We start from the raw sequence: 23078 nt of genomic DNA on the forward strand, positions 1-23078 counted from the left end.
CTGCACAGTCTGCCCTAGATGAATGAATCAGACAACAGACCTTTCTTCGGTGATAAAGATCCTGCCATATTGACTCCATGCTGATGGATACCGACAGAATCGATGAGGCCGACTGTCTCGATGCACTTGACCGGCGGATCGTGGCCGCACTTCAGATCAGCCCCCGGGCCGGGGTCGCGGAAGTGGCGCGCATCCTCGGCGAGCACGAGCGCGCCGTTGCGCGGCGCGTGCAACGGCTCCTGGACACGGGTGTCACGCACTGCACCGCCGAGTTCGGCCCGCTGCTGCGGGGCCGCGGCCACCCCCTCCACCTGCGATTGAAGAGGGCCGCGGGCTGGCCGGAAAGCGCCAGCACGGCATTGGCCGCGTGGGCCGAGGTCCTTAACGTCGACGCTGTGGCCGGTGGAACCGGTCGTCTCTGGTGCGAACTTCTGGTGGAGACCCGGTCCGCGCTGTACACCGCCACGGCCGACGGCCTCCCTGGCCTGCCCGACGTCGATGTGCTCGGCGCCGACTTCACCCTGCGCACGTTCCGCGACGAGTCCGAGTGGTACGTCCCTGTCCTGACCGAGGAGGAGGAGAAGCGCTTGCGGGCGAGTCTGGTCCAGCCCTTGCCCGGTCCCGCCCAGCCCTACAACCTCACGCCGGGCGACGTCCAGGTCGTCGAAGCACTGAAGCGCAACGCGCGCGTCAGCCTCACCGAACTCGCCGGAGAGCTCGGCTTCTCCACGGCCACGGCCGGCCGCCGGATCACGGCGCTGCTGGAGCGCCGGGCGCTGCGCCTGCGCACGGTCGTCGACCCCACCCTGCTGGGGCGGCCGGTGCGGGCGCGGGTGCGGCTGAAGGTGCACCCGGCCGGTCTCGAAGCCGTCGGCGGCGCCCTGTCCGCCTGCCCGGACGTATTGTTCTGCGCCGCCGTGACGGGCCAGTACAACCTGCTCGTGGACGTCTGCGTAGAGGACGAGGGGAATCTGTACCGCTTCGTTGTCGACACGCTCGGCGTGCTGCCGCACATCTCCGACGTCGGCACCGAGATCGTCCGGCGCCTCCCGCTCAAGAACGGTACGCCCACATAAGCCCGCCCATGCCCCCGGGAGCCTCCTTGGCCGCGCTGCCGAAAGCCACTACGACCAGACACATCTTCGTCACCGGAGGTGTCGCCTCCTCACTCGGCAAGGGCCTGACCGCCTCCAGCCTCGGCATGCTGCTGAAGGCCCGGGGCCTGCGCGTGGTCATGCAGAAGCTCGACCCGTACCTGAACGTCGACCCGGGCACGATGAACCCGTTCCAGCACGGTGAGGTCTTCGTCACCAACGACGGCGCCGAGACCGACCTGGACATCGGACACTACGAGCGCTTCCTCGACCGAGACCTCGACGGCTCGGCGAACGTCACCACCGGACAGGTGTACAACGCGGTGATCGCCAGCGAGCGCCGGGGCGAGTACCTCGGGGACACGGTCCAGGTGATCCCGCACATCACCGACGAGATCAAGCGTCGTGTCCGTCGCCCGGCGACGGACACGGTGGACGTGGTGATCACGGAAGTGGGTGGCACGGTCGGCGACATCGAGTCGCTGCCGTTCCTGGAGACCGTCCGTCAGCTCCGCCACGAAGTGGGCCGGGAAAAGGTTTTCGTCGTGCACATCTCACTGCTGCCCTACATCGGGCCGTCCGGCGAGCTGAAGACGAAACCGACCCAGCACTCGGTGGCCGCATTACGGAACACCGGCGTCCAGCCGGACGCGATCGTGCTGCGCTGCGACCGCGAGGTGCCTCCTGCGATCAAACGCAAGGTCTCGCTGATGTGCGACGTGGACGAGGACGCCGTGGTGGCCTGCCCGGACGCCCGTTCGATCTACGACATCCCGAAGGTCGTGCACGCCGAGGGCCTGGACGCCTACGTGGTCCGCAAGCTCGACCTGCCCTTCCGCGACGTGGACTGGACGACCTGGGACGACCTGCTCGACCGCGTCCACAACCCCGACCACGAGATCACCGTCGCCCTGGTCGGCAAGTACATCGACCTGCCCGACGCCTACCTCTCGGTCACCGAGGCGCTGCGCGCCGGCGGCTTCGCGCATCGGGCACGGGTCCGGATCAAGTGGGTGGCCTCGGACGACTGCACCACCCCGGAGAGCGCGAAGGAACAGCTGGCGGGCGTGGACGGCGTCTGCGTCCCCGGCGGCTTCGGCGACCGGGGAGTCCTCGGGAAGGTGGCGGCGATCCGGTACGCCCGCGAGAACAAGGTGCCGCTGTTGGCCCTGTGCCTCGGCCTCCAGTGCGTCGTGATCGAGGCGGCCCGCAACCTGGCCGGGATCCCGGAGGCGGACTCCACCGAGTTCGACGCCGCGACCCGGCACCCGGTGATCTCGACCCTGGCCGAGCAGCTTCCCGTCATCGCGGGTGGGGGCGACCTCGGCGGCTCGATGCGGTTGGGCCTGTACCCGGCCGTACTGGCGGACGGCTCACTCGTGCGTGCGACGTACGACGGGCGAGAGCGGGTCGAGGAGCGGCACCGGCACCGCTACGAGGTCAACAACGCCTACCGCGCCGAGCTGGAGAGCAAGGCCGGCCTGCTGTTCTCGGGCACATCCCCTGACGGCAGGCTGGTGGAGTACGTGGAGTACCCGCGCGACATCCACCCCTACCTCGTCGCCACCCAGGCCCACCCCGAGCTGCGCTCGCGGCCGACGCGCCCGCACCCGCTGTTCGCCGGGCTGGTGAAGGCGATGGTGGAGCGGGCCACATGCGCGGAGTTCCGTTCGGGGGGACGTCTGGCGCCACACCCCGAGGCAGACTCGCAGTAATGCGTGAGTCGTGCCGTCGGCGGCGCGGTCCGTCACCGTTGCCTCGACGGCGCGGACGTCCGGTACGGAACAGGGCCCGCGGGACCGGTGCGCCCTCGCGCGGGGCGCACCGGTCCGCGTACGCCTCAGAAGCGCCGGGTGATCAGCGCCCGCTTGACCTCCGCGATCGCCTTCGTCACCTCGATGCCGCGGGGGCAGGCGTCGGTGCAGTTGAAGGTGGTGCGGCAGCGCCAGACGCCGTCCTTGTCGTTCAGGATCTCCAGGCGCTGCTCGCCCGCCTCGTCACGCGAGTCGAAGATGAAGCGGTGGGCGTTGACGATGGCGGCCGGACCGAAGTACTGGCCGTCGTTCCAGAACACCGGGCAGGAGGAGGTGCAGGCCGCGCACAGGATGCACTTCGTCGTGTCGTCGAAGCGCGCCCGGTCCTCGGCCGACTGCAGCCGCTCGCGCGTGGGTTCGTTGGTGTCCTTCGTGATCAGGAAGGGCATCACGTCCCGGTACGCCTGGAAGAACGGCTCCATGTCGACGACCAGGTCCTTGAGGACCGTCAGGCCCTTGATGGCCTCGACCGTGATCGGCTTCTCGGGGTTGATGTCCTTGATCAGCGTCTTGCAGGCCAGCCGGTTCTTGCCGTTGATCCGCATGGCGTCCGAGCCGCAGATGCCGTGCGCGCAGGAGCGGCGGAACGTCAGCGTGCCGTCGTGGTCCCACTTGATCTTGTGCAGCGCGTCGAGGACACGCTCCTTGGGGTCCATCTCCAGCTGGAAGTCTTCCCAGGCGGACTCCGCCGAGACCTCCGGGTTGAAGCGGCGCACCCGGAGGGTGACGGTGATGTAGGGGGAGTCGGCGAAACCCGGCTCGGGCTGCCCGGCCGCGTCCGCCTTGTCCAGAACAGGGGTTGCCATCAGTACTTACGCTCCATCGGCTGGTAGCGGGTCTGGACGACCGGCTTGTAGTCGAGACGGATGGATTCGGACCCGTCGGCGCCGACCTCGCGGTACGCCATGGTGTGGCGCATGAAGTTGACGTCGTCGCGGTTCGGGTAGTCCTCGCGGTAGTGACCGCCGCGGGACTCCTTGCGGGCCAGGGCGGAGACCGCCATGACCTCGGCCAGGTCCAGCAGGTTGCCCAGCTCGATGGCCTCCAGGAGGTCGGTGTTGAACCGCTTGCCCTTGTCCTGGATCGACACGTTCCTGTAGCGCGCGCGCAGCTCGGCGATCTTCTCGACCGCCGTCTTGATCGTCTGCTCGGTGCGGAACACCATGACGTTGGCGTCCATGGTCTCCTGGAGCTCGCGGCGGATGGTGGCCACCCGCTCGGTGCCCGTGGAGGAGCGCAGCCGCTCGATCTGCTCGACGACCTGGCTCTCCGGGTCCTCGGGCAGCGCCACGAAGTCCGCGCCCTCGGCGTACTCGGCGGCGGCGATGCCGGCCCGGCGGCCGAAGACGTTGATGTCCAGCAGCGAGTTGGTGCCCAGGCGGTTGGCGCCGTGCACGGAGACGCAGGCGACCTCGCCGGCCGCGTACAGGCCCGGCACGACGGTGGTGTTGTCCGCCAGGACCTCACCCTCGACGTTGGTCGGGATGCCGCCCATCGCGTAGTGCGCGGTGGGCTGGATCGGGATCGGGTCCGTGTAGGGCTCGATGCCGAGGTAGGTCCGCGCGAACTCGGTGATGTCGGGCAGCTTGGCGTCCAGCTGCTCCGGCGGCAGGTGCGTGAGGTCGAGGTAGACGTGGTCGCCCTCGGGACCGCAGCCGCGGCCCTCGCGGATCTCCGTGTAGATGGAGCGGGACACGACGTCGCGGGACGCCAGGTCCTTCATGACGGGAGCGTACTTCTCCATGAAGCGCTCGCCGTCCTTGTTGCGCAGGATGCCGCCCTCACCGCGGGCGCCCTCCGTCAGCAGGATGCCCATGCGCCAGATGCCGGTCGGGTGGAACTGGAAGAACTCCATGTCCTCCAGCGGCAGCCCGCGGCGGTAGACGGCGGCCTGGCCGTCACCGGTGAGCGTGTGCGCGTTGGAGGTCACCTTGAAGAACTTGCCGGTGCCGCCGGAGGCGTAGATCACGGACTTCGCCTGGAAGACGTGGATCTCGCCGGTCGCCAGCTCGTACGCCACCACGCCGGCCGAGCGCTTGACGCCGTCGACCTCGGTCAGCAGCTGGTCCAGGACGTAGAACTCGTTGAAGAACTCCACGCCCTCCTTGACACAGTTCTGATAGAGCGTCTGGAGGATCATGTGGCCGGTGCGGTCGGCCGCGTAGCAGGAGCGGCGGACCGGGGCCTCGCCGTGGTTGCGGGAGTGACCGCCGAAGCGGCGCTGGTCGATCGTCCCGTCGGGCGTCCGGTTGAACGGCAGGCCCATCTTCTCCAGGTCGAGGACCGAGTCGATGGCCTCCTTCGCCAGGATCTCGGCGGCGTCCTGGTCGACCAGGTAGTCACCGCCCTTGATCGTGTCGAAGGTGTGCCACTCCCAGTTGTCCTCCTCCACGTTGGCCAGCGCGGCGGCCATGCCGCCCTGCGCGGCGCCCGTGTGGGAGCGGGTGGGGTAGAGCTTGGTCAGCACGGCGGTGCGGCTGCGCTTGGTCGACTCGATGGCGGCGCGCATACCGGCGCCGCCGGCGCCGACGATGACGGTGTCGTACTTGTGGATCTTCATGAGTGGATTACCTCAGCCCCGTGCCTAGCGGATGTTCGGGTCGAAGGTGAAGATCACCAGCGTGCCCAGCAGGATGGTCCACACCGTGGCGGTGTAGAGCAGGCCCTTCAGCCACAGCCGCGTGTTCGCGCGCTCCGCGTAGTCGTTGATGACGGTACGCAGGCCGTTGCAGCCGTGCAGCATGGCCAGCCACAGCATCAGCAGGTCCCAGACCTGCCACCAGGGCGAGGCCCAGCGGCCCGCGACGAACGCGAAGCCGACCTTGGAGACACCGCCGTCCAGCACGAGCTGGATGAGCAGGTGGCCGATGACCAGGACGACCAGGACGACGCCGGACAGCCGCATGAAGAGCCAGCCGTACAGCTCGAAGTTGCCCCGGGTCGACTTCGGGGTCTTCTTGGTGCGCTTGCGCGGCGCCTCGATGAGCGGCGCCGGGTTGTCGACGTTGTAGGAGGCGCCCTCGACCGGGCCGACGCCGGAAGCGGTGGTTTCAGTGGTGGACATGCGCGTCAGCTCCCGAAGACGACTCGAGCGGCGTGGCCCAGGACGGGGTAGACGGCCCCGAGCATGAGCACGACCCAGACGCCGACGACGGTCCAGAGCATCTGCTTCTGGTAGCGGGCGCCCTTGGCCCAGAAGTCGACGGCGATGACACGGAGACCGTTGAGCGCGTGGAAGAGGATGGCGGCGACGAGGCCGTACTCCAGGCACGCGACGATCGGGGTCTTGTACGTGGACACGACCTTGTCGTAGTCCTCGGGAGACACGCGGACGAGCGCGGTGTCCAGCACATGAACGAACAGGAAGAAGAAGATGAGGACGCCGGTGACTCGGTGAGCCACCCAGGACCACATTCCTTCCCGTCCGCGGTACAGCGTTCCAGCCGGCACGGAAGAACCCTCCGGGAGCGGGGACTAGGGCCGCGCCGGCTTCACTGTCGGTCGGGCCCGGCCGGGTACGGTCCACCGGCCCCCAGCATCGTAGCGACGTGTGGGAGCGGTGCTGACAGCGGGCCTGCCGGTGTGATCAAACTGGCACGCAAAGGGGCACGGACGGCTCAGTGCGGAGCGGCCACGGGCGACGGGTGGTGCGCGGACTGCCGGGCGCGGCCGTGCTGGGGCTGGCCGGGCACCGGCGCGGCCCCGGCGGGCGCCGCCGCGGGGCCCCGGGCGGCGCGCAGCAGCCGCCCCCGCGCCAGGCGCCGCAGTTCGTCCGAGGCGGTGACCCGTTCCTCCTCGGGATCGTTGGCCAATCGTGACCGGATCGCCGCCAGCACCCGGTTCAGGGCCTCCTCGGGAGCGGCGTCGTCCAGGCAGATGACGAACTTGTGTCCGAATCTGGCGTCGTAGGCCGCGTACGCGGCGCTCAGCGCCGTGGAGGCGGCGAGGTATATGCCCTCGGGCAGGACGGGCAGCGGCTCCGCCGCCAGGGCCTCCGCCAGATCGGCCGGGCCCAGGTCGTAGGCCGCCTCGTCCGCCGCCGCCAGCAGGGCGGGCAGATCGGGGTAGGGGCGGTGGGCGGTGACGCGGTGGGCCCAGCGCGGGCTGCGCAGGCAGGCCAGGAGGGTGCGGCGGGCCTCGTCGGGCGGGGCGGTGTTGAACTGCTCCAGGTTCTGCGCGCGCAGCGTGGGTCCTCGGCGTGGGAACGGGCGCCCGGCTGACGGGCGTTCCGGATGAGTCGGCAGGGGCTGCCGTGAGTCGTGCGGCCACGTTATCGGCAGCGGCCCGGATGTGTCCGGCCGCTGCCCGGATTTCACCCGGACGGGAGAGTTTGGGCGCCGTGTGTGGACCGTCGGAGCGGCCCGGACCCGTAGGTTGGCCGGGTGAGTCAGCACAGGCGGCGACGTGCCGCGGCCCCCGCGCCGCGGCGCCGGTGGGTCTTGGTGGGCGGGGCGTTCGCCGTCACGGTCGGACTCGGCGCCGGCCTCGGCGTGTGGGCCTCGGGCGGCGGCGACGGCCCGGCGGGCGCGGCGCGCGCCACGCCCGGCGCCTCCTCCCCGGACCCGGCCGCGCCCAGCCCGGCCCGGACCTATCCCCTCTCGCAGGCGCCGCGCACCATCCCGGCGGTCCGCTCGCACACCGCGGCCCGCGGGCCCGGCTGGCGCCCGGAGCGCGGCGAGCGGGTGGTGATCGGCGCCCCGTCCCTGGCCGACGAGGGCCGGCTGATCGCCGGTGAGCTGGGCCTGGCGTACGCGGGCGAGCGCGACGACGTCCGGACGGGCGATGTGCGTCTGGAGCTGGGCGGCGGCACGGACGGCAACCCGGAGTCGTACACGATGACCGTGCGGGAGGGGCGCGTCACCGTCAGCGGGCCGGGCGACGCGGGCGTCTTCTACGGCACCCGGACCCTGAAGCAGGAGGTGCACGCGGGCGGCACCGCCCCGGAGGGCGTCGTGGCGGACGCGCCCGCCAAGCCGCGGCGCGGCTTCATGCTGGACATCGCGCGCAAGCCGTTCCCGGCCGACTGGATCGCGGACCGCATACGCGAGCTGGGCGACCTGAAGTACAACGAGCTGGGCCTGCACTTCTCCGACGACCAGTCCTTCCGCATCCAGTCCGACACGCACCCGGAGGTCGTCTCCCCGGACCACCTCACCAAGGCGCAGGTCGAGCGGCTCGTCGCCCTCGCCGCGAGCCGGCACATCACGGTGGTGCCCGAGATCGACTCGCCCGGCCATCTGGGCGCGGTGCTCGCCGCCCACCCGGAGCTGCGGCTGCGCACCGCGCAGGGCGCGGTGACCAAGGGGGCGATCGACATCTCGCAGGACGGCGCGGCCCGGATCGTGGACGACCTGCTCGGCGAGTTCGCCGGCCTCTTCCCCGGCGGCCTGTGGAACCTGGGCGGCGACGAGTACCAGGCGCTGACCGTGCGCAGCCCCGAGGCGTCCTACCCGCAGCTGGCCGCCGCCGCGCGCCGGGCCCACGGCGCGGACGGCAATGTCGCCGACCTGACGACCGGCTGGCTGAACGACCGCGCCGCCGCCGTCCGCGCCCGCGGCCGGACCGTGCGCGCCTGGAACGACGGCTTCTACCGCAGCAGTTCGGTGCGGCCGTCCGACACCGTCGAGGTCGCCTACTGGACCGGCAAGGAGCTGGGGGCGCGGCAGCCGGCCGAGTACCTGGCCGCCGGGCGCCGGGTGATCAACTACAACGACGAGTTCCTGTACTACGTCCTCGGCCAGCCCCAGACCTTCGTCTACCCGACCGGGCAGCGGATCTACGAGCAGTGGACGCCGCGCGTGCTGCGCGGCACCGAGGCCGTGCCCGCCCGCTACGACTCCCAGATCCTCGGCGGTGTCTTCGCCGTCTGGTGCGACCTGGCCTCCTCCCAGACCCCGCAGCAGGTGGCCGCCGGGATCCGTATGCCGCTGCGGGCCACCGCCCAGAAGCTCTGGGACCCGGCGCGGCCGGCCCTGTCCTGGACGGAGTTCAGGGCCCTGGCCGACCGGCTGGGCTGAGCCCGCCGCGCACCCGCCGCGCACCCGCCGCGTATCCGGCGGACCGCCGGGCCCCGCGTCCCGGAGGATGGCCGAAATCTTTTGTTCCGCACCGGCTCTCGACGGCGGGTGAGGGGCGTGTGACACTGCGGACGGCCGCCCGCGAAACCGGACGGTGCGGCCTGGCGCAGGGGGCGGGGCCCTGCCGGGGGGAGGCGTGGATGAGCCTGGTGGAACTGATCGTGCGGGCGGACGAACGCGGCCTCGCCGCCAGCGGACTGGCCTGTTTGGATCGGTGCGTCCCGCTGCTGGGCGGCGCCGACGCCGAGGCCGACGACGTGCTGCGCCCGCTGTGGGGAGCGCTCACGGACGAGGGCGGCGACTGGGGCGACTGGGGCGGCCCGCTGGAGCGGGCCCGTACCGCCCTGGCCGCCGCGGCGCCCGCCGCCCCCGGCGACGAGGCGGCGCTGCTGGCCCGCCGCATGCTGGACGAGGCCCCGCCCGGTCGCACCTCCGCTGCCGCCGTACGGGAGTGGGCCGACGCCTGCTCGGTCGCCTCGCTGCGGATCCACCGGCTCCTCGACCGGCCCGAGGACGGCGCGCCCGACCCGGCCGGTCCGCGGGACCTGGACGCCGTGCGGCGGGCGCCCGGCCCGGCCGGCGCCCGCCTCCAGGGACTGTCCCCGCTGGTCGCGGCCGAGCTGCGCCGCCAGATCACCGTCCTGGAACTCCTCGCCGGGCCCGGCCCCGGCGGGCTGCGCGGGGCCCGGGACGTGGCCACGGAGGGACGCCGGGTGCTGCGGGCGGCCCTCTCGCGCCGGGCCCGCGTCCGCGGCTGACCCGGCCGGGCCGCCCGGCGGCCGGGCTGTGACACTTCCGCGGGGCCCGGCGCTGATGACCATGGGCCGTACGGCACGGCCCGTCCTGTGACACGGCGGGCCCGGCCGGTGCCCGCTTCGCACTCGCCACTTACGGGGACAGCGTTGGGCCAGGCAGGGGAGCCCCGTCGCGCGCGGGCGACCGACGGGGAACTGGGCGCGGCGGTCGCGCGGGCCCAGCAGGGCGACGAGAACGCGTTCGCGGTCGCGTACCGGATCGTGCAGCCCGGCCTGCTCGGCTATCTGCGCGGGATCGTCGGCGCGGAGGCCGAGGACGTGGCCTCCGACGCCTGGCTGGAGATCGCCCGGGACCTGGGCCGGTTCCAGGGCGACGGGGCCGGTTTCCGGGGCTGGACGGCGACCATCGCCCGCCACCGCGCCCTGGACCATCTGCGCCGCCGCCGGGCGCGCCCCCGGTCCACGACCCTGGAGGACGCCGACGCGGAGGCCCTGGTCGCCCCGCAGGACACCCATGAACAGGCACTGGAGTCGCTCTCCACCCAGCGGGCCCTCGAACTGGTGCGCTCCCTGCCCCGCGACCAGGCGGAGGCCGTACTGCTGCGGGTCGTCGTCGGCCTCGACGGTCCCGCCGCCGCCCGTGTCCTCGGCAAGCGGCCCGGGGCCGTGCGCACCGCCGCGCACCGCGGGCTGAAACGTCTCGCCGCACGGCTCGGGGCGCCGGGTGTGACGCAGGACGGCCCGCGGCCGCTGGGGGAGTCGGAGTGAACGGCACCGGCGGGCCGCGCGACGGACCGTGCGGTGGGTCCGCCCGGCGGACCCGGACAGGACGGACGGACCCGGACATGGGCGAACAGCGGAGCGAGAGCGGTTTCGGCCATCGTGTGCGCGGCGGACCCGGCGCGGCAGGTCCGCCCGGCCCCGCCGGTACGCCTCCCGAGGCGCTGCTCGCCGCCGCCCTGCGCGCGCGGCCCGCGCCCGGCACCGAGGCCGAGCGGCGCGCGCTCGCCGCCTTCCGGGCGACCTGGGAACAAGGGGTCCGGCGTCCGGCCAGGACCCGGCGCCGCGACGACTGGCGCCCGCGTCGCCGCTGACGAAGAGAAAGTCCGGACCGGCCCCCGGCCCGCTGTGCCGAGGCAACGGCCGGGGCCGCCACCCCCCACAGGAGAGACCCCGGCCGTCGCGCGGCACGGGCCGCGCGGCGGCCCGTACTCCCTACAGCGCCATGAGTGCGTTTTCTGTCACACCTCACTCTCGGAGGAATTGGTTGCACGTTGTACGGTCGTGGACGACAGGCGGTTTCAGGCCGTAACGTGCCTTTCGCGCCCGGCGCGGAAGATGCATGATCACCGCAATGTTCGACGGCCGCGTTGCCGCGACGATCCTGCTCGATCTAGCGAGGAACCACGGGGTGCTGGGGGACGACGCGGAGCTGACCGCCGCGGTGCTTGCGGCGCAGACCGGGGACGAGACCGCGTTCCGGACTGTGTACCGCGCCGTGCACCCGCGCCTGCTCGGATATCTGCGCACACTGGTCGGCGAACCCGACGCCGAGGACGTGGCGTCCGAGTCCTGGCTCCAGATCGCCCGCGACCTGGAGCGGTTCAGCGGGGACGCCGACCGGTTCCGCGGCTGGGCCGCCCGGATCGCCCGCAACCGCGCGCTCGACCACATCCGGATGCGGGGCCGCCGCCCCGCCATAGGCGGCGACGAAACGGAACTCGCCGGACGGGCCGCCGAGTCCGATACCGCGGACGAGGCCATCGAGTCCCTCACCACCGGCAGCGCGCTGTCCCTGATCGCCCAGCTCCCCCAGGACCAGGCCGAGGCGGTGGTGCTGCGCGTGGTGGTGGGCCTGGACGCCAAGACCGCCGCCGAGACGCTCGGCAAGCGGCCGGGCGCCGTCCGCACCGCCGCGCACCGCGGTCTGAGACGGCTCGCCGAACTGCTCGGCGGCGATCCGGAATCCGTCGACGTGCTCGGTGCGATGCCGCATCCGAGAGAACCGCGGGGACGCGCGGTGACGTCCGCCGGTGTGACGCATACGCGCGCCCGGACGCAGAAGGACATGTGATGGCCGACGAGCAGTACCGATGGCTGGACAGCGACAGCGCGGAACGCCTGCTCCGCGGAGAGCCGCTGGACGCCGTCGACGTTACCGTCCGTGACCAGGCCGAACGGCTCGCGCGTGCCCTGGACGCGCTCGCCGCTGAATCCGTCGTCCACCCCGCGCAGGCACCCGCCGAGCTGCCCGGGGAGGCCGCCGCCCTGGCCGCCTTCCGCAAGGTCCGCGCCGAACGGGTGGCGTCCGCCGCGGAATCCGTGGCGTCCGCCGGGGCGCCGGCCGCCGACGCCGGACTCGTCCGGATCGCCGCGCACGGAGCGGCCCCGGGGCACGGCACCCGCACCCGCGCCGGGCGTCCCCGGCGCCCCGGCCCGCGCCTGGGCCGCCCCGTCCGGCTGGCGCTGACCGCCACGCTGGCCGCGGGAGCGCTCGGCGGGGTCGCGGCGGCGGCCACGACCGGGGTGCTGCCGTCTCCGTTCGGCGGCGACGAACCCGCGCCCGCCGCGTCCGCGCACGCACCGGCCGCCCCCGCCCGCCCCACGTCCTCGCCGTCCGCGACCGGCACCGGCGCCGTGGCCGGCGGGCCGGGGCAGACCCGCGGCCCGGCCGCGCCCGGCACCACGGCCGGTTCCGCCGCGGGCGGCGCCGAGGACACCGGCGACGACAGCACCGCGCAGGGCTCCGCCGCCGGGCACGACGACGACCGGGGCCGCTCGGGCGGCCGCTGGGGCCGGCTGCTCGCCGCCTGCCGCGACCTGCGGGACGGCAAGTCCCTGGACACGGGCCGCCGGCACGTGCTGGACGGGGCGGCCGGCGGTTCGGCGCGGGCCTGGACGTACTGCAGGGGTGTGCTGAAGGCGGCCGAGGGCCGCGGCACCGGGCAGAGCGGCCGGGACGACCGGGACGGCAACGGCAACGGCGGCAGCGGAGCCAAGGGCGGCGGCAAGGACAACAAGGGCAACGAGGGCGGCAAAAGCGGCAAGGGCGGCAAGGGCGGCAAAGGGGGAAGCGGCGGGAAAGGCGGCGGGGGCGGTCACCAGGGGCACGGCGGTGACGACGACGCCGGTCACGCCGAGGGCACCGGCGGCCGTCCCGGCGGCGAGGTCCCGCACGGCGGTCACCCCGGCGGCGGCCATCCCGGCGGTCACCCGGGCGGCGATCATCCGCGCCGGGACGTCGTGATCCGCTCGACCACCGCGGCGCCGTCCCCGGGCGAGGCGGCGCCGTCCGCCCCGGCTTCCCCTCTCGCAACGCGCTGACCTGGGGTTTCACCGATGCCGGAAAAATTCTCCCAGCAGGGTGTGACGTTTTCGACCGCCCCGACGCAGTAGTGAGTGAGCCGACTGGTCATCGGCCCTCGCACAGAGCCGGGGTTCCCCCCGTACCCGCGGCTCGTGCATCGGCGCGGGCGGGGCACGTTCCCCCGGTCCCGCCCGCGCCACGAATCCTTCCGGGCCCGCGCCCGCCTCACCAGTGCACGACGACCTTGTCGCCCTCCTTCACCTGCGCGAACAACTGCGCGATGGCGGCCTCGTCCCGTACGTTGACGCAGCCGTGCGAACCGCCGGCGTAGCCCCGGGCCGCGAAGTCCGACGAGTAGTGCACCGCCTGCCCGCCGCTGAAGAACATCGCGTACGGCATGGGGGAGTGGTAGATCGTCGACACATGGTGGCGTGACTTCCAGTAGACCTTGAACACACCGTCCCGGGTGGGCGTGGCCTCGGTGCCGAACCGCACCGCCATCGTCGACACCGTGCGCCCGTCGATCATCCAGCGCAGCGTCCTGGTCGTCTTGTCGATGCACAGCACCCGGCCGGTCAGGCAGCGCGCGTCCGGCGCCCCGGCCGGCTGGCCGCCCATCAGATACAGCTCCCACTGCCCCGGCTCGTGCGTCATCGCCCGCAGCCGCTGCCAGGTGACGGTGTCGGCGCGGCCGGTGACCGGCAGTCCACGCTTGCCCTGGAAGCCGCGCACGGCCTGCTCCGTGGCGTCGCCGTACGTCCCGGTGGGTCCTTCGGCGAGCCAGCCGACCTGGCGCAGCCGCGCCTGGAGCCTGCGTACGGCGAGGCCGCTGTCGCCGCGCGACCACAGGACGGGAGCGTCGGTCCGCGGGGCGGGGGCCGGAACCGGCCGCGTCTTCCCGCCGGAACCCGCCGACCCGCCCGACCCGGTGGCGCCCGTGGACCCGGTGGAGCCGGTCGTGGCCTTGGGCTTGCCGTCGGACGCGCGGGCCTTCCCGCCGCTGTCGCCGCCGCTCCGGTGGCCGCCCTGGCCGCCCGCGCCGCCGCCGGCGGGCCGGGTGGACGGGACCTCGATGTGCACGGGCGGGCGGTGCTGTCCGCCCGCGCCCGCGGTGGAGCCCTCCTCGGCCGGTGTGCAGCCGAACACCCCGGCCAGCGCCCCGGCCGCGGCCACGCCCGCCGCCACCTTCCTGATGCCCCCGCTGCGCATACGGCCCCCCGCTGTCTCCACGGTGTGTGCGGTGCCCGCCGCCGTGGACCGCGGCACCCCACCGGACAGTCTTTCCACCCGCGCCCGGTGGCGAACCACGGCGCGAGGTGGGAAACAGGGGAATGCAGGTGGAACGGAAGGAAACGGAGCGCACGGAGGCACGCCATGGCACGCGAGTCGGAGTCGGGTCTGCCCGTCGAGCCGGTGTACGGCCCGGACGCGCTGGAGGGATGGGACCCGGCGGTGGAACTGGGGGAGCCGGGCGGATACCCGTTCACGCGGGGCGTGTACCCGTCGATGTACACGGGCCGCCCCTGGACGATGCGGCAGTACGCCGGGTTGGGCACGGCCGCCGAGTCCAACGCCCGCTACCGGCAGTTGATCGCGAACGGTACGACGGGCCTGTCGGTGGCGTTCGACCTGCCCACGCAGATGGGCCACGACTCGGACGCCCCCCTCGCGCGGGGCGAGGTGGGCCGGGTGGGGGTGGCGGTCGACTCGGTGGAGGACATGCGGGTGCTGTTCGACGGGATCCCGCTGGACCGGGTGTCGACGTCGATGACGATCAACGCCCCGGCGGCGCCGCTGCTCCTGATGTACCGACTGGTCGCGGAGGAGCAGGGGGTGGCGGCGGAGAAGCTGACGGGGACGGTCCAGAACGACGTGCTCAAGGAGTACATCGCGCGGGGCACGTACATCTTCCCGCCCGAGCCGTCGCTGCGGCTGACCGCGGACGTCTTCCGGTACTGCCGGGCGGAGATGCCGCGGTGGAACACCATCTCGATCTCGGGCTACCACATGGCGGAGGCGGGAGCCTCGCCCGCGCAGGAGATCGCGTTCACGCTGGCGGACGGCATCGCGTACGTGCGCACGGCGATCGCGGCGGGCATGGACGTGGACGACTTCGCGCCCCGGCTGTCCTTCTTCTTCGTGGCCCGGACGACGCTCCTGGAGGAGGTCGCCAAGTTCCGTGCCGCGCGCCGGATCTGGGCGCGCGTGATGCGGGAGGAGTTCGGCGCGCGGGACCCGAGGTCGTGGATGCTGCGGTTCCACACGCAGACGGCGGGGGTGGCGCTCACCGCGCAGCAGCCCGAGGTCAACCTCGTCCGGGTGGCGGTGCAGGGCCTGGCGGCCGTCCTCGGCGGCACGCAGTCGCTGCACACCAACGCCTTCGACGAGGCCCTCGCGCTGCCCACGGACACCTCCGCGCGGCTGGCGCTGCGGACGCAGCAGGTCCTGGCCCACGAGACCGATGTGACCGCGACCGTCGACCCCTTCGCCGGGTCCTACGCCATCGAGCGGATGACCGGCGACATCGAGGCGGCCGTCCGGCTCCTGATGGACCGGGTCGAGGAGCTGGGCGGGGCGGTCGCCGCGATCGAACGCGGCTTCCAGAAGGGCGAGATCGAGCGGAACGCGTACCGCATCGCGCGGGAGACCGACTCCGGGGAGCGGGTCGTCGTCGGCGTCAACCGCTTCCGGCTCGACGAGGAGGAACCGTACGAGCCGCTGCGCGTCGACCCCGCCGTCGAGGCCCGGCAGGCGCAGCGCCTCGCCGCGCTCCGCGCCGCCCGCGACCAGCCGGCCGTGGACACCGCCCTGTCCGCCCTGAAGCGGGTGGCGGAGGGCGACGGCAACGTCCTCCCGCCCATGAAGGAGGCGCTGCGGGAGCGCGCCACGGTGGGCGAGGTGTGCGGCGCGCTGCGCGAGGTGTGGGGGAGCCACAGGCCGCCGGACGCGTACTGAGCGGGGGCCGGGGCCGCCCGTCTCGTCCCCCGGGACATCTCCCGGAGTGTCGTACTGCCGTGCGACACTCCAGCCATGTTCGGCGTCATCGATCTCCCCACCTATCTGGCGGGCCTCGTCCTCATCGTGCTGCTCCCCGGGCCCAACTCGCTCTATGTGCTGTCGGTGGCCGCCCGGCGCGGCGTCCGCTCCGGGTACACCGCGGCGGCGGGCGTCTGGTGCGGGGACACCGTGCTGATGACCCTGTCGGCGGCCGGGGTCGCCTCCCTGCTCAAGGGGAACGCCCTGCTGTTCGGGATCGTGAAGTACGCGGGCGCCGGATACCTCACCTGGCTGGCGATCGGGATGCTGCGCGCCGCCTGGGCCATGTGGCGCACCCGGCGCGAGCGCACCGCCGAGGCCGGCCCGGACGCGGGCGGCCCCGCCGACGAGCGGCCCTTCCGCCGGGCCCTGGTCGTCAGTCTGTTCAACCCGAAGGCGATCCTGTTCTTCGTCGCCTTCTTCGTGCAGTTCGTCGACCCGGGCTACGCCTACCCCGCTCTCTCCTTCGTCGTGCTCGGCGCCTTCGCCCAGGTGGCCAGCTTCCTGTATCTGAGCGCCCTGATCTTCAGCGGCACCAGGCTGGCCGCCGCCTTCCGCCGCCGCAAGCGGCTGTCGGCGGGGGCGACCTCGGCGGCGGGCGCGCTGTTCCTGGGCTTCGCGGTCAAGCTGTCGCTGGCCGGCGCGTAGCCGCCCGCCGGACCCGCTCGCGCGGCCCGGCGGCCGGCCGGCTCAGGCTCCGCGGCCCGCCCCGCGCCGCAGGGCCCGCGCCCGCCGGGCCACCCGTCGCAGGGTCTTGTTGCGCGGGATGAACGCCAGTTGCCTTGGCACCACGCCGGGCAGCCCCAGGGCGGTCAGCCGGCGGCGCTTGAAGTAGCGCAGGGTGCGCGGACCCGGGTGGGCGGCGAGATACCGCTCCGCGTCCCCGCGCAGCTCCGGGCAGATCCTCGGCCGCATCGCGAAGGAGACCGCCCGGACCAGGTCGGCCAGCGCCGCCACGGCCGCCGGGGCGGCCGGCCCCGCGCCGGGCTCCTGCCCGGCCACCGCCGCCGCGTCGGCCAGGTCGGGCAGCAGCGCGTCGACGATCGTCACGGGCACCCGGTTGCTGTTCTCGTACGGCGTCAGCCGCTCCAGCAGCATGCCGGTGCCGGTACGGGCCACCGGCAGCCCGTACAGCGTGGAGGCGGTGAGCAGCGCGGTGGAGAAGCAGCCGACCACCAGCGCGGGCCGCGCCCGCTGGTACAGCACCTCGGCGAGGACCGGCACGTCGAGCACCGTCAGCTCGGCGCCCAGCTCCGCCGCCTCCCGCTCCAGCGCCCGCGACCAGTGGGCCGGTGCGGAGGGGTGCGGCTTGAAGACGACCCGGCTGTGGCCGAGCGCCACGGCGCCCCGCAGCATCCGCACGTGCAGGGCCTCCTCCTCCTCGGCGGTGAGGATGCCCAGCGCGGCCAGGTACTGCCCCAGCAGCAGGGCCGGTCCGTCCGGCAGGTCCGGCAGCTCCGGGGCGGCGTCGGCGAGCTGGGCCAGCACCTCGACGAAGGCGTCCGCGGGGATCACCTCCGGCGCCACGCCGAACTCGGTGAGCAGCACCGGCCGCAGGCCCGGTACCAGGTCCAGGTGGAGCAGCCGGTCGATGCGGGTGCCCACCAGCGGGTCGAGCTTGTTGCGGGTGGGGCCGTAGCTCATCAGGCCGTCGGCGTAGACGGTGACCGGCGCGCCGGTGAAGATCCGGCAGACCGCGAGCGCCGGGTCGACCTGGATCGACTCGACGGCCAGCTCGACGTCGTCGTCCCCCAGGTTCCACAGCAGCCGCAGATGCCGCTCCCACAGCGGTACGTCGTCCGGGCGCGGGGACCAGCCGCCCGGGTGGGCGGGGGAGACGGTCTCGTTCCAGGACAGCACGTCGTCGAACCGGTGGCGCAGCCGGGCGAACCCGGCCAGTTCGTCCAGGGACGGTGTGGTCTCCGGGTTCGCCGTGGTGTTGCAGACGAGCAGGATGCGCCGGCCGGCCGGGCCGAAGCAGCCGGCGTCGAGGGCGGCGGCGAGCGTGGCGGCGCCGTACAGCGTCGAGGCGAGGAAGATCCGGGTGGTCACGCGGCGGCCCCCGTGATGGCGGCCGGGCGGCGGCGCAGCCGGCGCAGCCGGGTGGCGCGCCGGACGTCCATGGAGTCCAGTGCCTCGTCCAGGACGCCCTGCGGCATCCGGCGCAGGGCGCGCGCGCCGAGCGACCTCAGTCTCCGTGCCACCGGCGGTTCGAACCTCTCGGCGGAGCCCAGATGGTGGGCGAGGATCGCGCAGTAGGTGCGCACGGCCTTGGGCAGCAGCAGCTCCGCATCCCGGTCCCAGGCGGTCTCCTCTAGGACCTGGTCGAAGGCGCGCAGGAAGTCGAGCTGGCGCACATCGCCGATCTGGGTGAGCGAGGTGGCCACGCCCCGCCGGTAGTGGACGCCCAGCAGACCGCAGACGGCGAAGGACTCCGCCTCCCGGTGCAGCCTCCAGATCCACGGCCGGTCCTCGGCCGTGCGCAGCCCGTCCGTGAAGTGCAGCAGGCCCCGCTCCAGCAGCCGCCGGTGGTAGACGCCCGCCCACGCGTAGGCGTAGTCGACCGGCGTGGTGCGGTCGGCGGGCAGGATCGCCGCCCGCGGGTCGAGGACCACCCCGCGCCGGCCGTGCGGCACCCGGTGCACGCTGCGCGCCCGCCCGGCGCACTGCACATGGTCGGCGCGGACGAAGTCGCAGCCCAGTTCCTCGATCACGGCGAGCAGCCGCGGGTAGTAGCCGGGGGCCAGCCAGTCGTCGCCGTCCAGGAACGTCACGTACTCGCCGCGTGCCCGGTCCAGCCCCGTGTTGCGCGCGGTCGCCAGACCGCCGTTCCGCTCGCGCCGGACGAGGACCGCACCGGGCAGTTCGCGTTCCGCACGGGCGAGGACATCCGGGGTTCCATCGCTCGAACAGTCGTCGACGAGTATGAATTCGAAATCTCCACGTGCGTTCGAATGCAGACTCTTCAAGGTGTCGGGTGCGTATTGCCGCACGTTGTAGAACGGCACGATGACGGAGAGCTTGACCACGTGTGTGACGTTAGGGCGCGGCTCCCGCCCGTGTCCTGACCGCCGGTTCGCCCCGGGGTGAACGGCTTGTGGCGATGGTGTGAACCGGACTCCCCGGCGCACGCGCACGGCGCCGATTCGGCATTCGTAGACGTGCTCTTCACTGTTTGTTGCATTCAGGTTGGGCCGGATCTAGAAATGCCTTCCTAGCGTTTTCGTCGTGGCAGCAAGTGCAACGAACTCCCTCCGGGCCGCCGTTCTCGCCGATTCTGACACCAGATGGAAATGGGGTGCGCTCACCGCACAGCGCGTCGCCCCCGCCGGCGCCGCCGTCCGGCTCGACGGCTACCTCCTGCGGGGCCGTGCCACCCCTACCCCCCGCCAGCTGACGGAGGTCGGCGTCCGCGCCGACTCGCTCCGCGAGGTGAGCGCGGCCGAGTTCCTGCACGGGCTGCGGCAGGACACCGCAGCCGAGCCCTACGACCTGCTCGTCCTCGCTCTCGTCGGCGGCGGCGTCCAGGCCGTGCTGCACGGGCTGCGGCACACCTGGCAGGGCGCCGCCCGGCGGCCCGTGGTCGTCACCGGCTATGTCGGCGTCGTCTACGAGAAGCTCACCGACGGCCTGCTGCTGCGGCACGGCGCCGACCTCGTGCTCGCCAACTCCCGTCAGGACGCGGAGCGTTTCCGCGCCGTCTACGAGGGTGTGGGCGCCGACGCGGCCGCGGTCACCGAGGCGGCCCTGCCCTTCCTCGGCGGCGCCCCCTACACCGGCGCGCACGACCCGTACACCGTGGTGTTCGCCGCGCAGCCCTCCGTGCCGGAGAGCCGCCGGGACCGCGCCTACCTGCTGGAGCGGCTGATCCGGCACGCCCGGCTGCACCCCGGGCGCGAGGTGCTGCTCAAGCTGCGCTCCAAGCCGGGCGAGCACACCACCCACATCGAGGAACTGCCGTACCAGAAGCTGGCGCGCCGGCTCACGCTGCCGCCCAACCTGCGCCTGGTCCACGGGCACATGGGGGAGGTGCTGGACCGCACCGACCTGCTGGTGACGGTCAGTTCCACCGCCGCTCTGGAGGCGCTGCACCGCCGGGTACCCACCGCCGTCCTCACCGACCTCGGGGTGCGCGAGGCGCTCGGCAACCACCACTTCACCGGTTCCGGCTGCCTCGCCTCCTGGGACCGGCTGGATGCCGGGTACCGGCCCGTGCCCGAGGAGGACTGGCTGGCCCGGCAGGGCGTCGCCCCGAGGGGCGCGCCCCGCCGGGCCCGGCACCCCCGGCGAGGACGCGTACGCCACCGCCTTCGACGAGGCCCGGGAGAAGATCGCCGGCCTGCTCGGCGAGCGCGGCGCGCTGCCCCCGCTCGCCCCCTACTACACCCCCGCGACCGCGCCCGGCTATCTGCCGGGCCTCCTCGCCCGCCACCACCTCGGGCCCGACGGCGCGCCGCTGCCGGGGCGCACCGGCCGCCGGCCGGGAGCCCGGAGCGGTCCGGCGGACCCTCCGCCGCGCCGCCCGCGGCGCCTACCGCCACGGTGTGCAGCGCGTGGCACCGGTGATCCGGCGGATGGGCGAGCTGTGAGCGGCCCGGCCCCCCGCCCCGGCCGTCCGGTCCCGTACGCGAACGGCCCGGCCCCCCGCCCCGGCCGTCCGGTCCCGCACGCGAACGGCCCGGCCCCACGTCAAGGAGCAGAAGCCATGTCCCACCCGGAAGCGGGCCAGGGCGCCCCGGCGCACCGCGTCCTCGCGGTGATCCCCGCGCGCGGCGGCTCCAAGGGCGTGCCCGCCAAGAACCTCGCCCCCGTCGGCGGCGTCCCGCTGGTGGCACGGGCGGTGCGCGCGTGCCGCGCCGCCCGGCTCGTGACGGACGTCGTGGTCTCCACCGACGACCGGGCGATCGCCGCGGTGGCCCGCGAGGCGGGCGCCGAGGTGGTGCTGCGGCCGGCCGCGATAGCGGGCGACACCGCCACCTCCGAGGCGGCCGTCCTGCACGCGCTGGACGCCCACGAGGCGCTGCGCGGCGCGGCGGTCGACGTGGTGCTCCTGGTGCAGTGCACCAGCCCGTTCCTGACCCGCGAGGACATCGACGGAGTCGCCCGCGCGGTCGTCGAGGACGGCGCGGACACGGCGGTGACCGTGGCGGCCTTCCACGGGTTCCTGTGGCGGTCGGCCGAGGACGCGGCGGGCGGGGCGGGCGGGGCGGATCCCGCGTACACCGGCGCGGCCGCGGTGGGGGGCGCGCACGGCGCGGACGCTCCGCGCGCCGGTACCGTCACCATCGAGCCCGCCACCGGCGGCTACGGCGTCAACCACGACAAGTCCTTCCGCCCCCGCCGCCAGGACCGCCCGCAGGACCTGCTGGAGACCGGTGCCGCCTACGCGATGGACGCGGCGGGCTTCCGTGTCCACCGGCACCGCTTCTTCGGCCGCACCGAGCCGGTCCGCACCGACCCGGCGCGCGTCCTGGAGATCGACGACCCGCACGACCTGGCCCGCGCCCGCGCCCTCGCGCCCCTGTTCGACGCCGACGCGGTGCCCGCGGGCCCGCTCCCGACGGCCGCCGACATCGACGCGGTCGTCCTCGACTTCGACGGCACCCAGACCGACGACCGGGTGCTGATCGACTCCGACGGGCGGGAGTTCGTCTCCGTGCACCGCGGCGACGGACTCGGCATCGCGGCGCTGCGCAGGAGCGGCCTGAAGATGCTGATCCTCTCCACGGAGCGCAACCCGGTCGTCGCCGCCCGCGCCCGCAAGCTCGGACTGCCGGTGCTGCACGGCGTCGACCGCAAGGACCTCGCCCTCCAGCAGTGGTGCGAGGAGCAGGGCATCGCCCCCGGGCGCGTCCTCTACGTCGGCAACGACGTCAACGACCTGCCGTGCCTCGCCCTCGTCGGCTGGCCGGTGGCGGTCGCCGACGCCCATGACGCCGTACGCGCCGCCGCCCGCGCCGTCACCACCGTCCCCGGCGGCCACGGCGCCGTCCGGGAGATCGCCGACTGGATCCTCGGTCCCTCCCTCGCCCCCTCCCCGAGTAAGGAATCCCGATGAGCACCAACTCCCGCCTGCGCACGTTCGGTTCCCGCGAGGTCGGCCCCGGCCGCCCCGTCTACATCTGCGGCGAGATCGGCATCAACCACAACGGCGAGCTGGAGAACGCCTTCAAGCTGATCGACGTGGCCGCCGACGCCGGCTGCGACGCCGTCAAGTTCCAGAAGCGCACCCCCGAGATCTGCACCCCGCGCGACCAGTGGGACATCGAGCGCGACACCCCCTGGGGCCGGATGACCTACATCGACTACCGCCACCGCGTCGAGTTCGGCCGGGACGAGTACCGCCGGATCGACGCGTACTGCAGGGAGAAGGGCATCGACTGGTTCGCCTCCCCGTGGGACACCGAGTCCGTCGCCTTCCTGGAGGAGTTCGACGTGCCCGCCCACAAGGTGGCCTCCGCCTCGCTGACCGACGACGAACTGCTGCGCGCGCTGCGGGACACCGGCCGCGCGGTCGTCCTCTCCACCGGCATGTCCACCCCGAGGCAGATCCGGCACGCGGTCGAGGTCCTCGGCTCCGACAACATCCTCATGTGCCACGCCACCTCCACCTACCCGGCCAGGGCCGAGGAGCTGAACCTCCGCGTGATCAACACGCTGGAGAAGGAGTACCCGAACGTCCCGATCGGCTACTCCGGCCACGAGACCGGCCTGCAGACCACCCTCGCCGCGGTCGCGCTCGGCGCCGCCTTCGTCGAGCGGCACATCACCCTCGACCGCGCCATGTGGGGCTCCGACCAGGCCGCCTCCGTCGAGCCGCAGGGCCTGACCCGCCTCGTCCGCGACATCCGCACCATCGAGGTCTCGCTCGGTGACGGCGTGAAGAAGGTCTACGACTCCGAGCGGGCCCCGATGAAGAAGCTGCGCCGCGTCGCTGGTGTGGTGGCCGAGGCGGAGATCGCCGCGGCGGCGGGCGAGCCGGTCTCGGTGTGAGG

20 protein-coding genes and 1 pseudogene are annotated in these 23078 nt (G+C 73.5%); 13 read left to right on the top strand and 8 right to left on the bottom strand.

Annotation, left to right across the window (positions count from 1 at the left end; all coding sequences use genetic code 11):
• Nucleotides 1-77: 77 nt before the first annotated feature.
• Nucleotides 78-1076: an Lrp/AsnC family transcriptional regulator gene (locus R4Z62_RS20815; protein WP_385496907.1), complete on the top strand. Its 999-nt coding sequence runs from the start codon at nucleotides 78-80 to the stop codon at nucleotides 1074-1076.
• Nucleotides 1077-1102: 26 nt separating this feature from the next.
• The gene (gene pyrG / locus R4Z62_RS20820; protein WP_491520593.1) at nucleotides 1103-2809 is read left to right on the top strand and encodes a CTP synthase; all 1707 of its coding nucleotides are present in this window, start codon (nucleotides 1103-1105) and stop codon (nucleotides 2807-2809) included.
• Nucleotides 2810-2934: 125 nt separating this feature from the next.
• Here pyrG and R4Z62_RS20825 read toward each other — a convergent pair whose 3' ends face one another.
• The 5 genes from R4Z62_RS20825 to R4Z62_RS20845 form a co-directional block, all read right to left on the bottom strand.
• Nucleotides 2935-3714, bottom strand: a complete 780-nt coding sequence (locus R4Z62_RS20825) for a succinate dehydrogenase iron-sulfur subunit (protein ID WP_064534842.1) — start codon at nucleotides 3712-3714, stop codon at nucleotides 2935-2937.
• Nucleotides 3714-5468, bottom strand: a complete 1755-nt coding sequence (sdhA, locus tag R4Z62_RS20830) for a succinate dehydrogenase flavoprotein subunit (protein ID WP_064534844.1) — start codon at nucleotides 5466-5468, stop codon at nucleotides 3714-3716. Before sdhA ends, R4Z62_RS20825 begins: the two co-directional genes overlap by 1 nt.
• Nucleotides 5469-5492: 24 nt before the next feature.
• Nucleotides 5493-5972, bottom strand: coding sequence for a succinate dehydrogenase hydrophobic membrane anchor subunit (locus R4Z62_RS20835; RefSeq protein ID WP_037887867.1), 480 nt, complete (start codon nucleotides 5970-5972; stop codon nucleotides 5493-5495).
• Between the two features lie 5 nt (nucleotides 5973-5977).
• The gene (sdhC, locus tag R4Z62_RS20840) at nucleotides 5978-6358 is read right to left on the bottom strand and encodes a succinate dehydrogenase, cytochrome b556 subunit (RefSeq protein WP_078509667.1); all 381 of its coding nucleotides are present in this window, start codon (nucleotides 6356-6358) and stop codon (nucleotides 5978-5980) included.
• A 167-nt stretch (nucleotides 6359-6525) separates the two neighbouring features.
• Nucleotides 6526-7092: a 2-oxo-4-hydroxy-4-carboxy-5-ureidoimidazoline decarboxylase gene (locus R4Z62_RS20845; protein WP_237305558.1), complete on the bottom strand. Its 567-nt coding sequence runs from the start codon at nucleotides 7090-7092 to the stop codon at nucleotides 6526-6528.
• A 198-nt stretch (nucleotides 7093-7290) separates the two neighbouring features.
• On the opposite strand from R4Z62_RS20845, the gene R4Z62_RS20850 reads away from it, so the two are divergent.
• The 6 genes from R4Z62_RS20850 to R4Z62_RS20875 all read left to right on the top strand — a co-directional run bounded on the left by R4Z62_RS20850 (nucleotide 7291) and on the right by R4Z62_RS20875 (nucleotide 13064).
• On the top strand, nucleotides 7291-8925 hold the full coding sequence (locus R4Z62_RS20850; RefSeq protein WP_491520594.1) for a beta-N-acetylhexosaminidase: 1635 nt from the start codon (nucleotides 7291-7293) through the stop codon (nucleotides 8923-8925).
• Between the two features lie 200 nt (nucleotides 8926-9125).
• Nucleotides 9126-9743, top strand: a complete 618-nt coding sequence (locus tag R4Z62_RS20855) for a hypothetical protein (protein ID WP_385496892.1) — start codon at nucleotides 9126-9128, stop codon at nucleotides 9741-9743.
• A gap of 144 nt (nucleotides 9744-9887) precedes the next feature.
• Nucleotides 9888-10508 (top strand): RNA polymerase sigma factor, encoded by a 621-nt coding sequence (locus R4Z62_RS20860; protein ID WP_064534850.1) that lies wholly within the window; start codon nucleotides 9888-9890, stop codon nucleotides 10506-10508.
• A 77-nt stretch (nucleotides 10509-10585) separates the two neighbouring features.
• Nucleotides 10586-10834 carry a hypothetical protein gene (locus tag R4Z62_RS20865; RefSeq protein WP_216826775.1) on the top strand — a complete coding sequence of 83 codons (249 nt, stop codon included), beginning with the start codon at nucleotides 10586-10588 and terminating at the stop codon, nucleotides 10832-10834.
• Between the two features lie 317 nt (nucleotides 10835-11151).
• Nucleotides 11152-11814 (top strand): RNA polymerase sigma factor, encoded by a 663-nt coding sequence (locus R4Z62_RS20870; protein WP_355476363.1) that lies wholly within the window; start codon nucleotides 11152-11154, stop codon nucleotides 11812-11814.
• On the top strand, nucleotides 11814-13064 hold the full coding sequence (locus tag R4Z62_RS20875) for an extensin (RefSeq protein ID WP_491520595.1): 1251 nt from the start codon (nucleotides 11814-11816) through the stop codon (nucleotides 13062-13064). The genes R4Z62_RS20870 and R4Z62_RS20875 overlap by 1 nt, the downstream gene beginning before the upstream one ends.
• 208 nt (nucleotides 13065-13272) lie before the next feature.
• Here the strand turns inward: R4Z62_RS20875 and R4Z62_RS20880 are convergent, their stop codons facing one another.
• Complete coding sequence (locus R4Z62_RS20880) at nucleotides 13273-14256, bottom strand: L,D-transpeptidase family protein (protein ID WP_491521905.1); 984 nt, start codon at nucleotides 14254-14256, stop codon at nucleotides 13273-13275.
• A 165-nt stretch (nucleotides 14257-14421) separates the two neighbouring features.
• Between R4Z62_RS20880 and R4Z62_RS20885 the strand changes: the two genes are divergently transcribed.
• Both R4Z62_RS20885 and leuE read left to right on the top strand, forming a co-directional pair.
• A complete protein-coding gene (locus R4Z62_RS20885) occupies nucleotides 14422-16002 on the top strand; it encodes an acyl-CoA mutase large subunit family protein (RefSeq protein WP_385496885.1) in 1581 nt (526 codons plus the stop codon).
• A 75-nt stretch (nucleotides 16003-16077) separates the two neighbouring features.
• On the top strand, nucleotides 16078-16731 hold the full coding sequence (gene leuE, locus R4Z62_RS20890; RefSeq protein WP_064534859.1) for a leucine efflux protein LeuE: 654 nt from the start codon (nucleotides 16078-16080) through the stop codon (nucleotides 16729-16731).
• A gap of 42 nt (nucleotides 16732-16773) precedes the next feature.
• On the opposite strand, the gene R4Z62_RS20895 is transcribed toward leuE, so the two are convergent.
• Nucleotides 16774-18135 (bottom strand): polysialyltransferase family glycosyltransferase, encoded by a 1362-nt coding sequence (locus tag R4Z62_RS20895; RefSeq protein WP_385496880.1) that lies wholly within the window; start codon nucleotides 18133-18135, stop codon nucleotides 16774-16776.
• Nucleotides 18132-19112, bottom strand: coding sequence for a glycosyltransferase family 2 protein (locus R4Z62_RS20900; RefSeq protein ID WP_385496878.1), 981 nt, complete (start codon nucleotides 19110-19112; stop codon nucleotides 18132-18134). Before R4Z62_RS20900 ends, R4Z62_RS20895 begins: the two co-directional genes overlap by 4 nt.
• Before the next feature lie 199 nt (nucleotides 19113-19311).
• On the opposite strand from R4Z62_RS20900, the pseudogene R4Z62_RS20905 reads away from it, so the two are divergent.
• From R4Z62_RS20905 to R4Z62_RS20915, 3 genes and pseudogenes are all read left to right on the top strand, one after another.
• Nucleotides 19312-20672: pseudogene (locus R4Z62_RS20905) on the top strand (DUF6716 putative glycosyltransferase).
• A gap of 116 nt (nucleotides 20673-20788) precedes the next feature.
• Nucleotides 20789-22141, top strand: coding sequence for a cytidylyltransferase domain-containing protein (locus tag R4Z62_RS20910; protein ID WP_385496874.1), 1353 nt, complete (start codon nucleotides 20789-20791; stop codon nucleotides 22139-22141).
• Nucleotides 22138-23076 (top strand): N-acetylneuraminate synthase family protein, encoded by a 939-nt coding sequence (locus tag R4Z62_RS20915; RefSeq protein ID WP_064534868.1) that lies wholly within the window; start codon nucleotides 22138-22140, stop codon nucleotides 23074-23076. Before R4Z62_RS20910 ends, R4Z62_RS20915 begins: the two co-directional genes overlap by 4 nt.
• Nucleotides 23077-23078 lie beyond the last annotated feature (2 nt).

This window comes from Streptomyces sp. PL-25 (assembly GCF_058344915.1).

Coding starts and splice junctions, on each gene's coding strand:
- R4Z62_RS20815 (WP_385496907.1), top strand. CDS start 78: ATGCTGATGGATACCGACAGAATCGATGAGGCCGACTGTCTCGATGCA.
- R4Z62_RS20825 (WP_064534842.1), bottom strand. CDS start 3,714: ATGGCAACCCCTGTTCTGGACAAGGCGGACGCGGCCGGGCAGCCCGAG.
- sdhA (WP_064534844.1), bottom strand. CDS start 5,468: ATGAAGATCCACAAGTACGACACCGTCATCGTCGGCGCCGGCGGCGCC.
- R4Z62_RS20835 (WP_037887867.1), bottom strand. CDS start 5,972: ATGTCCACCACTGAAACCACCGCTTCCGGCGTCGGCCCGGTCGAGGGC.
- R4Z62_RS20855 (WP_385496892.1), top strand. CDS start 9,126: ATGAGCCTGGTGGAACTGATCGTGCGGGCGGACGAACGCGGCCTCGCC.
- R4Z62_RS20865 (WP_216826775.1), top strand. CDS start 10,586: ATGGGCGAACAGCGGAGCGAGAGCGGTTTCGGCCATCGTGTGCGCGGC.
- R4Z62_RS20875 (WP_491520595.1), top strand. CDS start 11,814: ATGGCCGACGAGCAGTACCGATGGCTGGACAGCGACAGCGCGGAACGC.
- R4Z62_RS20880 (WP_491521905.1), bottom strand. CDS start 14,256: ATGCGCAGCGGGGGCATCAGGAAGGTGGCGGCGGGCGTGGCCGCGGCC.
- R4Z62_RS20885 (WP_385496885.1), top strand. CDS start 14,422: ATGGCACGCGAGTCGGAGTCGGGTCTGCCCGTCGAGCCGGTGTACGGC.
- leuE (WP_064534859.1), top strand. CDS start 16,078: ATGTTCGGCGTCATCGATCTCCCCACCTATCTGGCGGGCCTCGTCCTC.
- R4Z62_RS20910 (WP_385496874.1), top strand. CDS start 20,789: ATGTCCCACCCGGAAGCGGGCCAGGGCGCCCCGGCGCACCGCGTCCTC.
- R4Z62_RS20915 (WP_064534868.1), top strand. CDS start 22,138: ATGAGCACCAACTCCCGCCTGCGCACGTTCGGTTCCCGCGAGGTCGGC.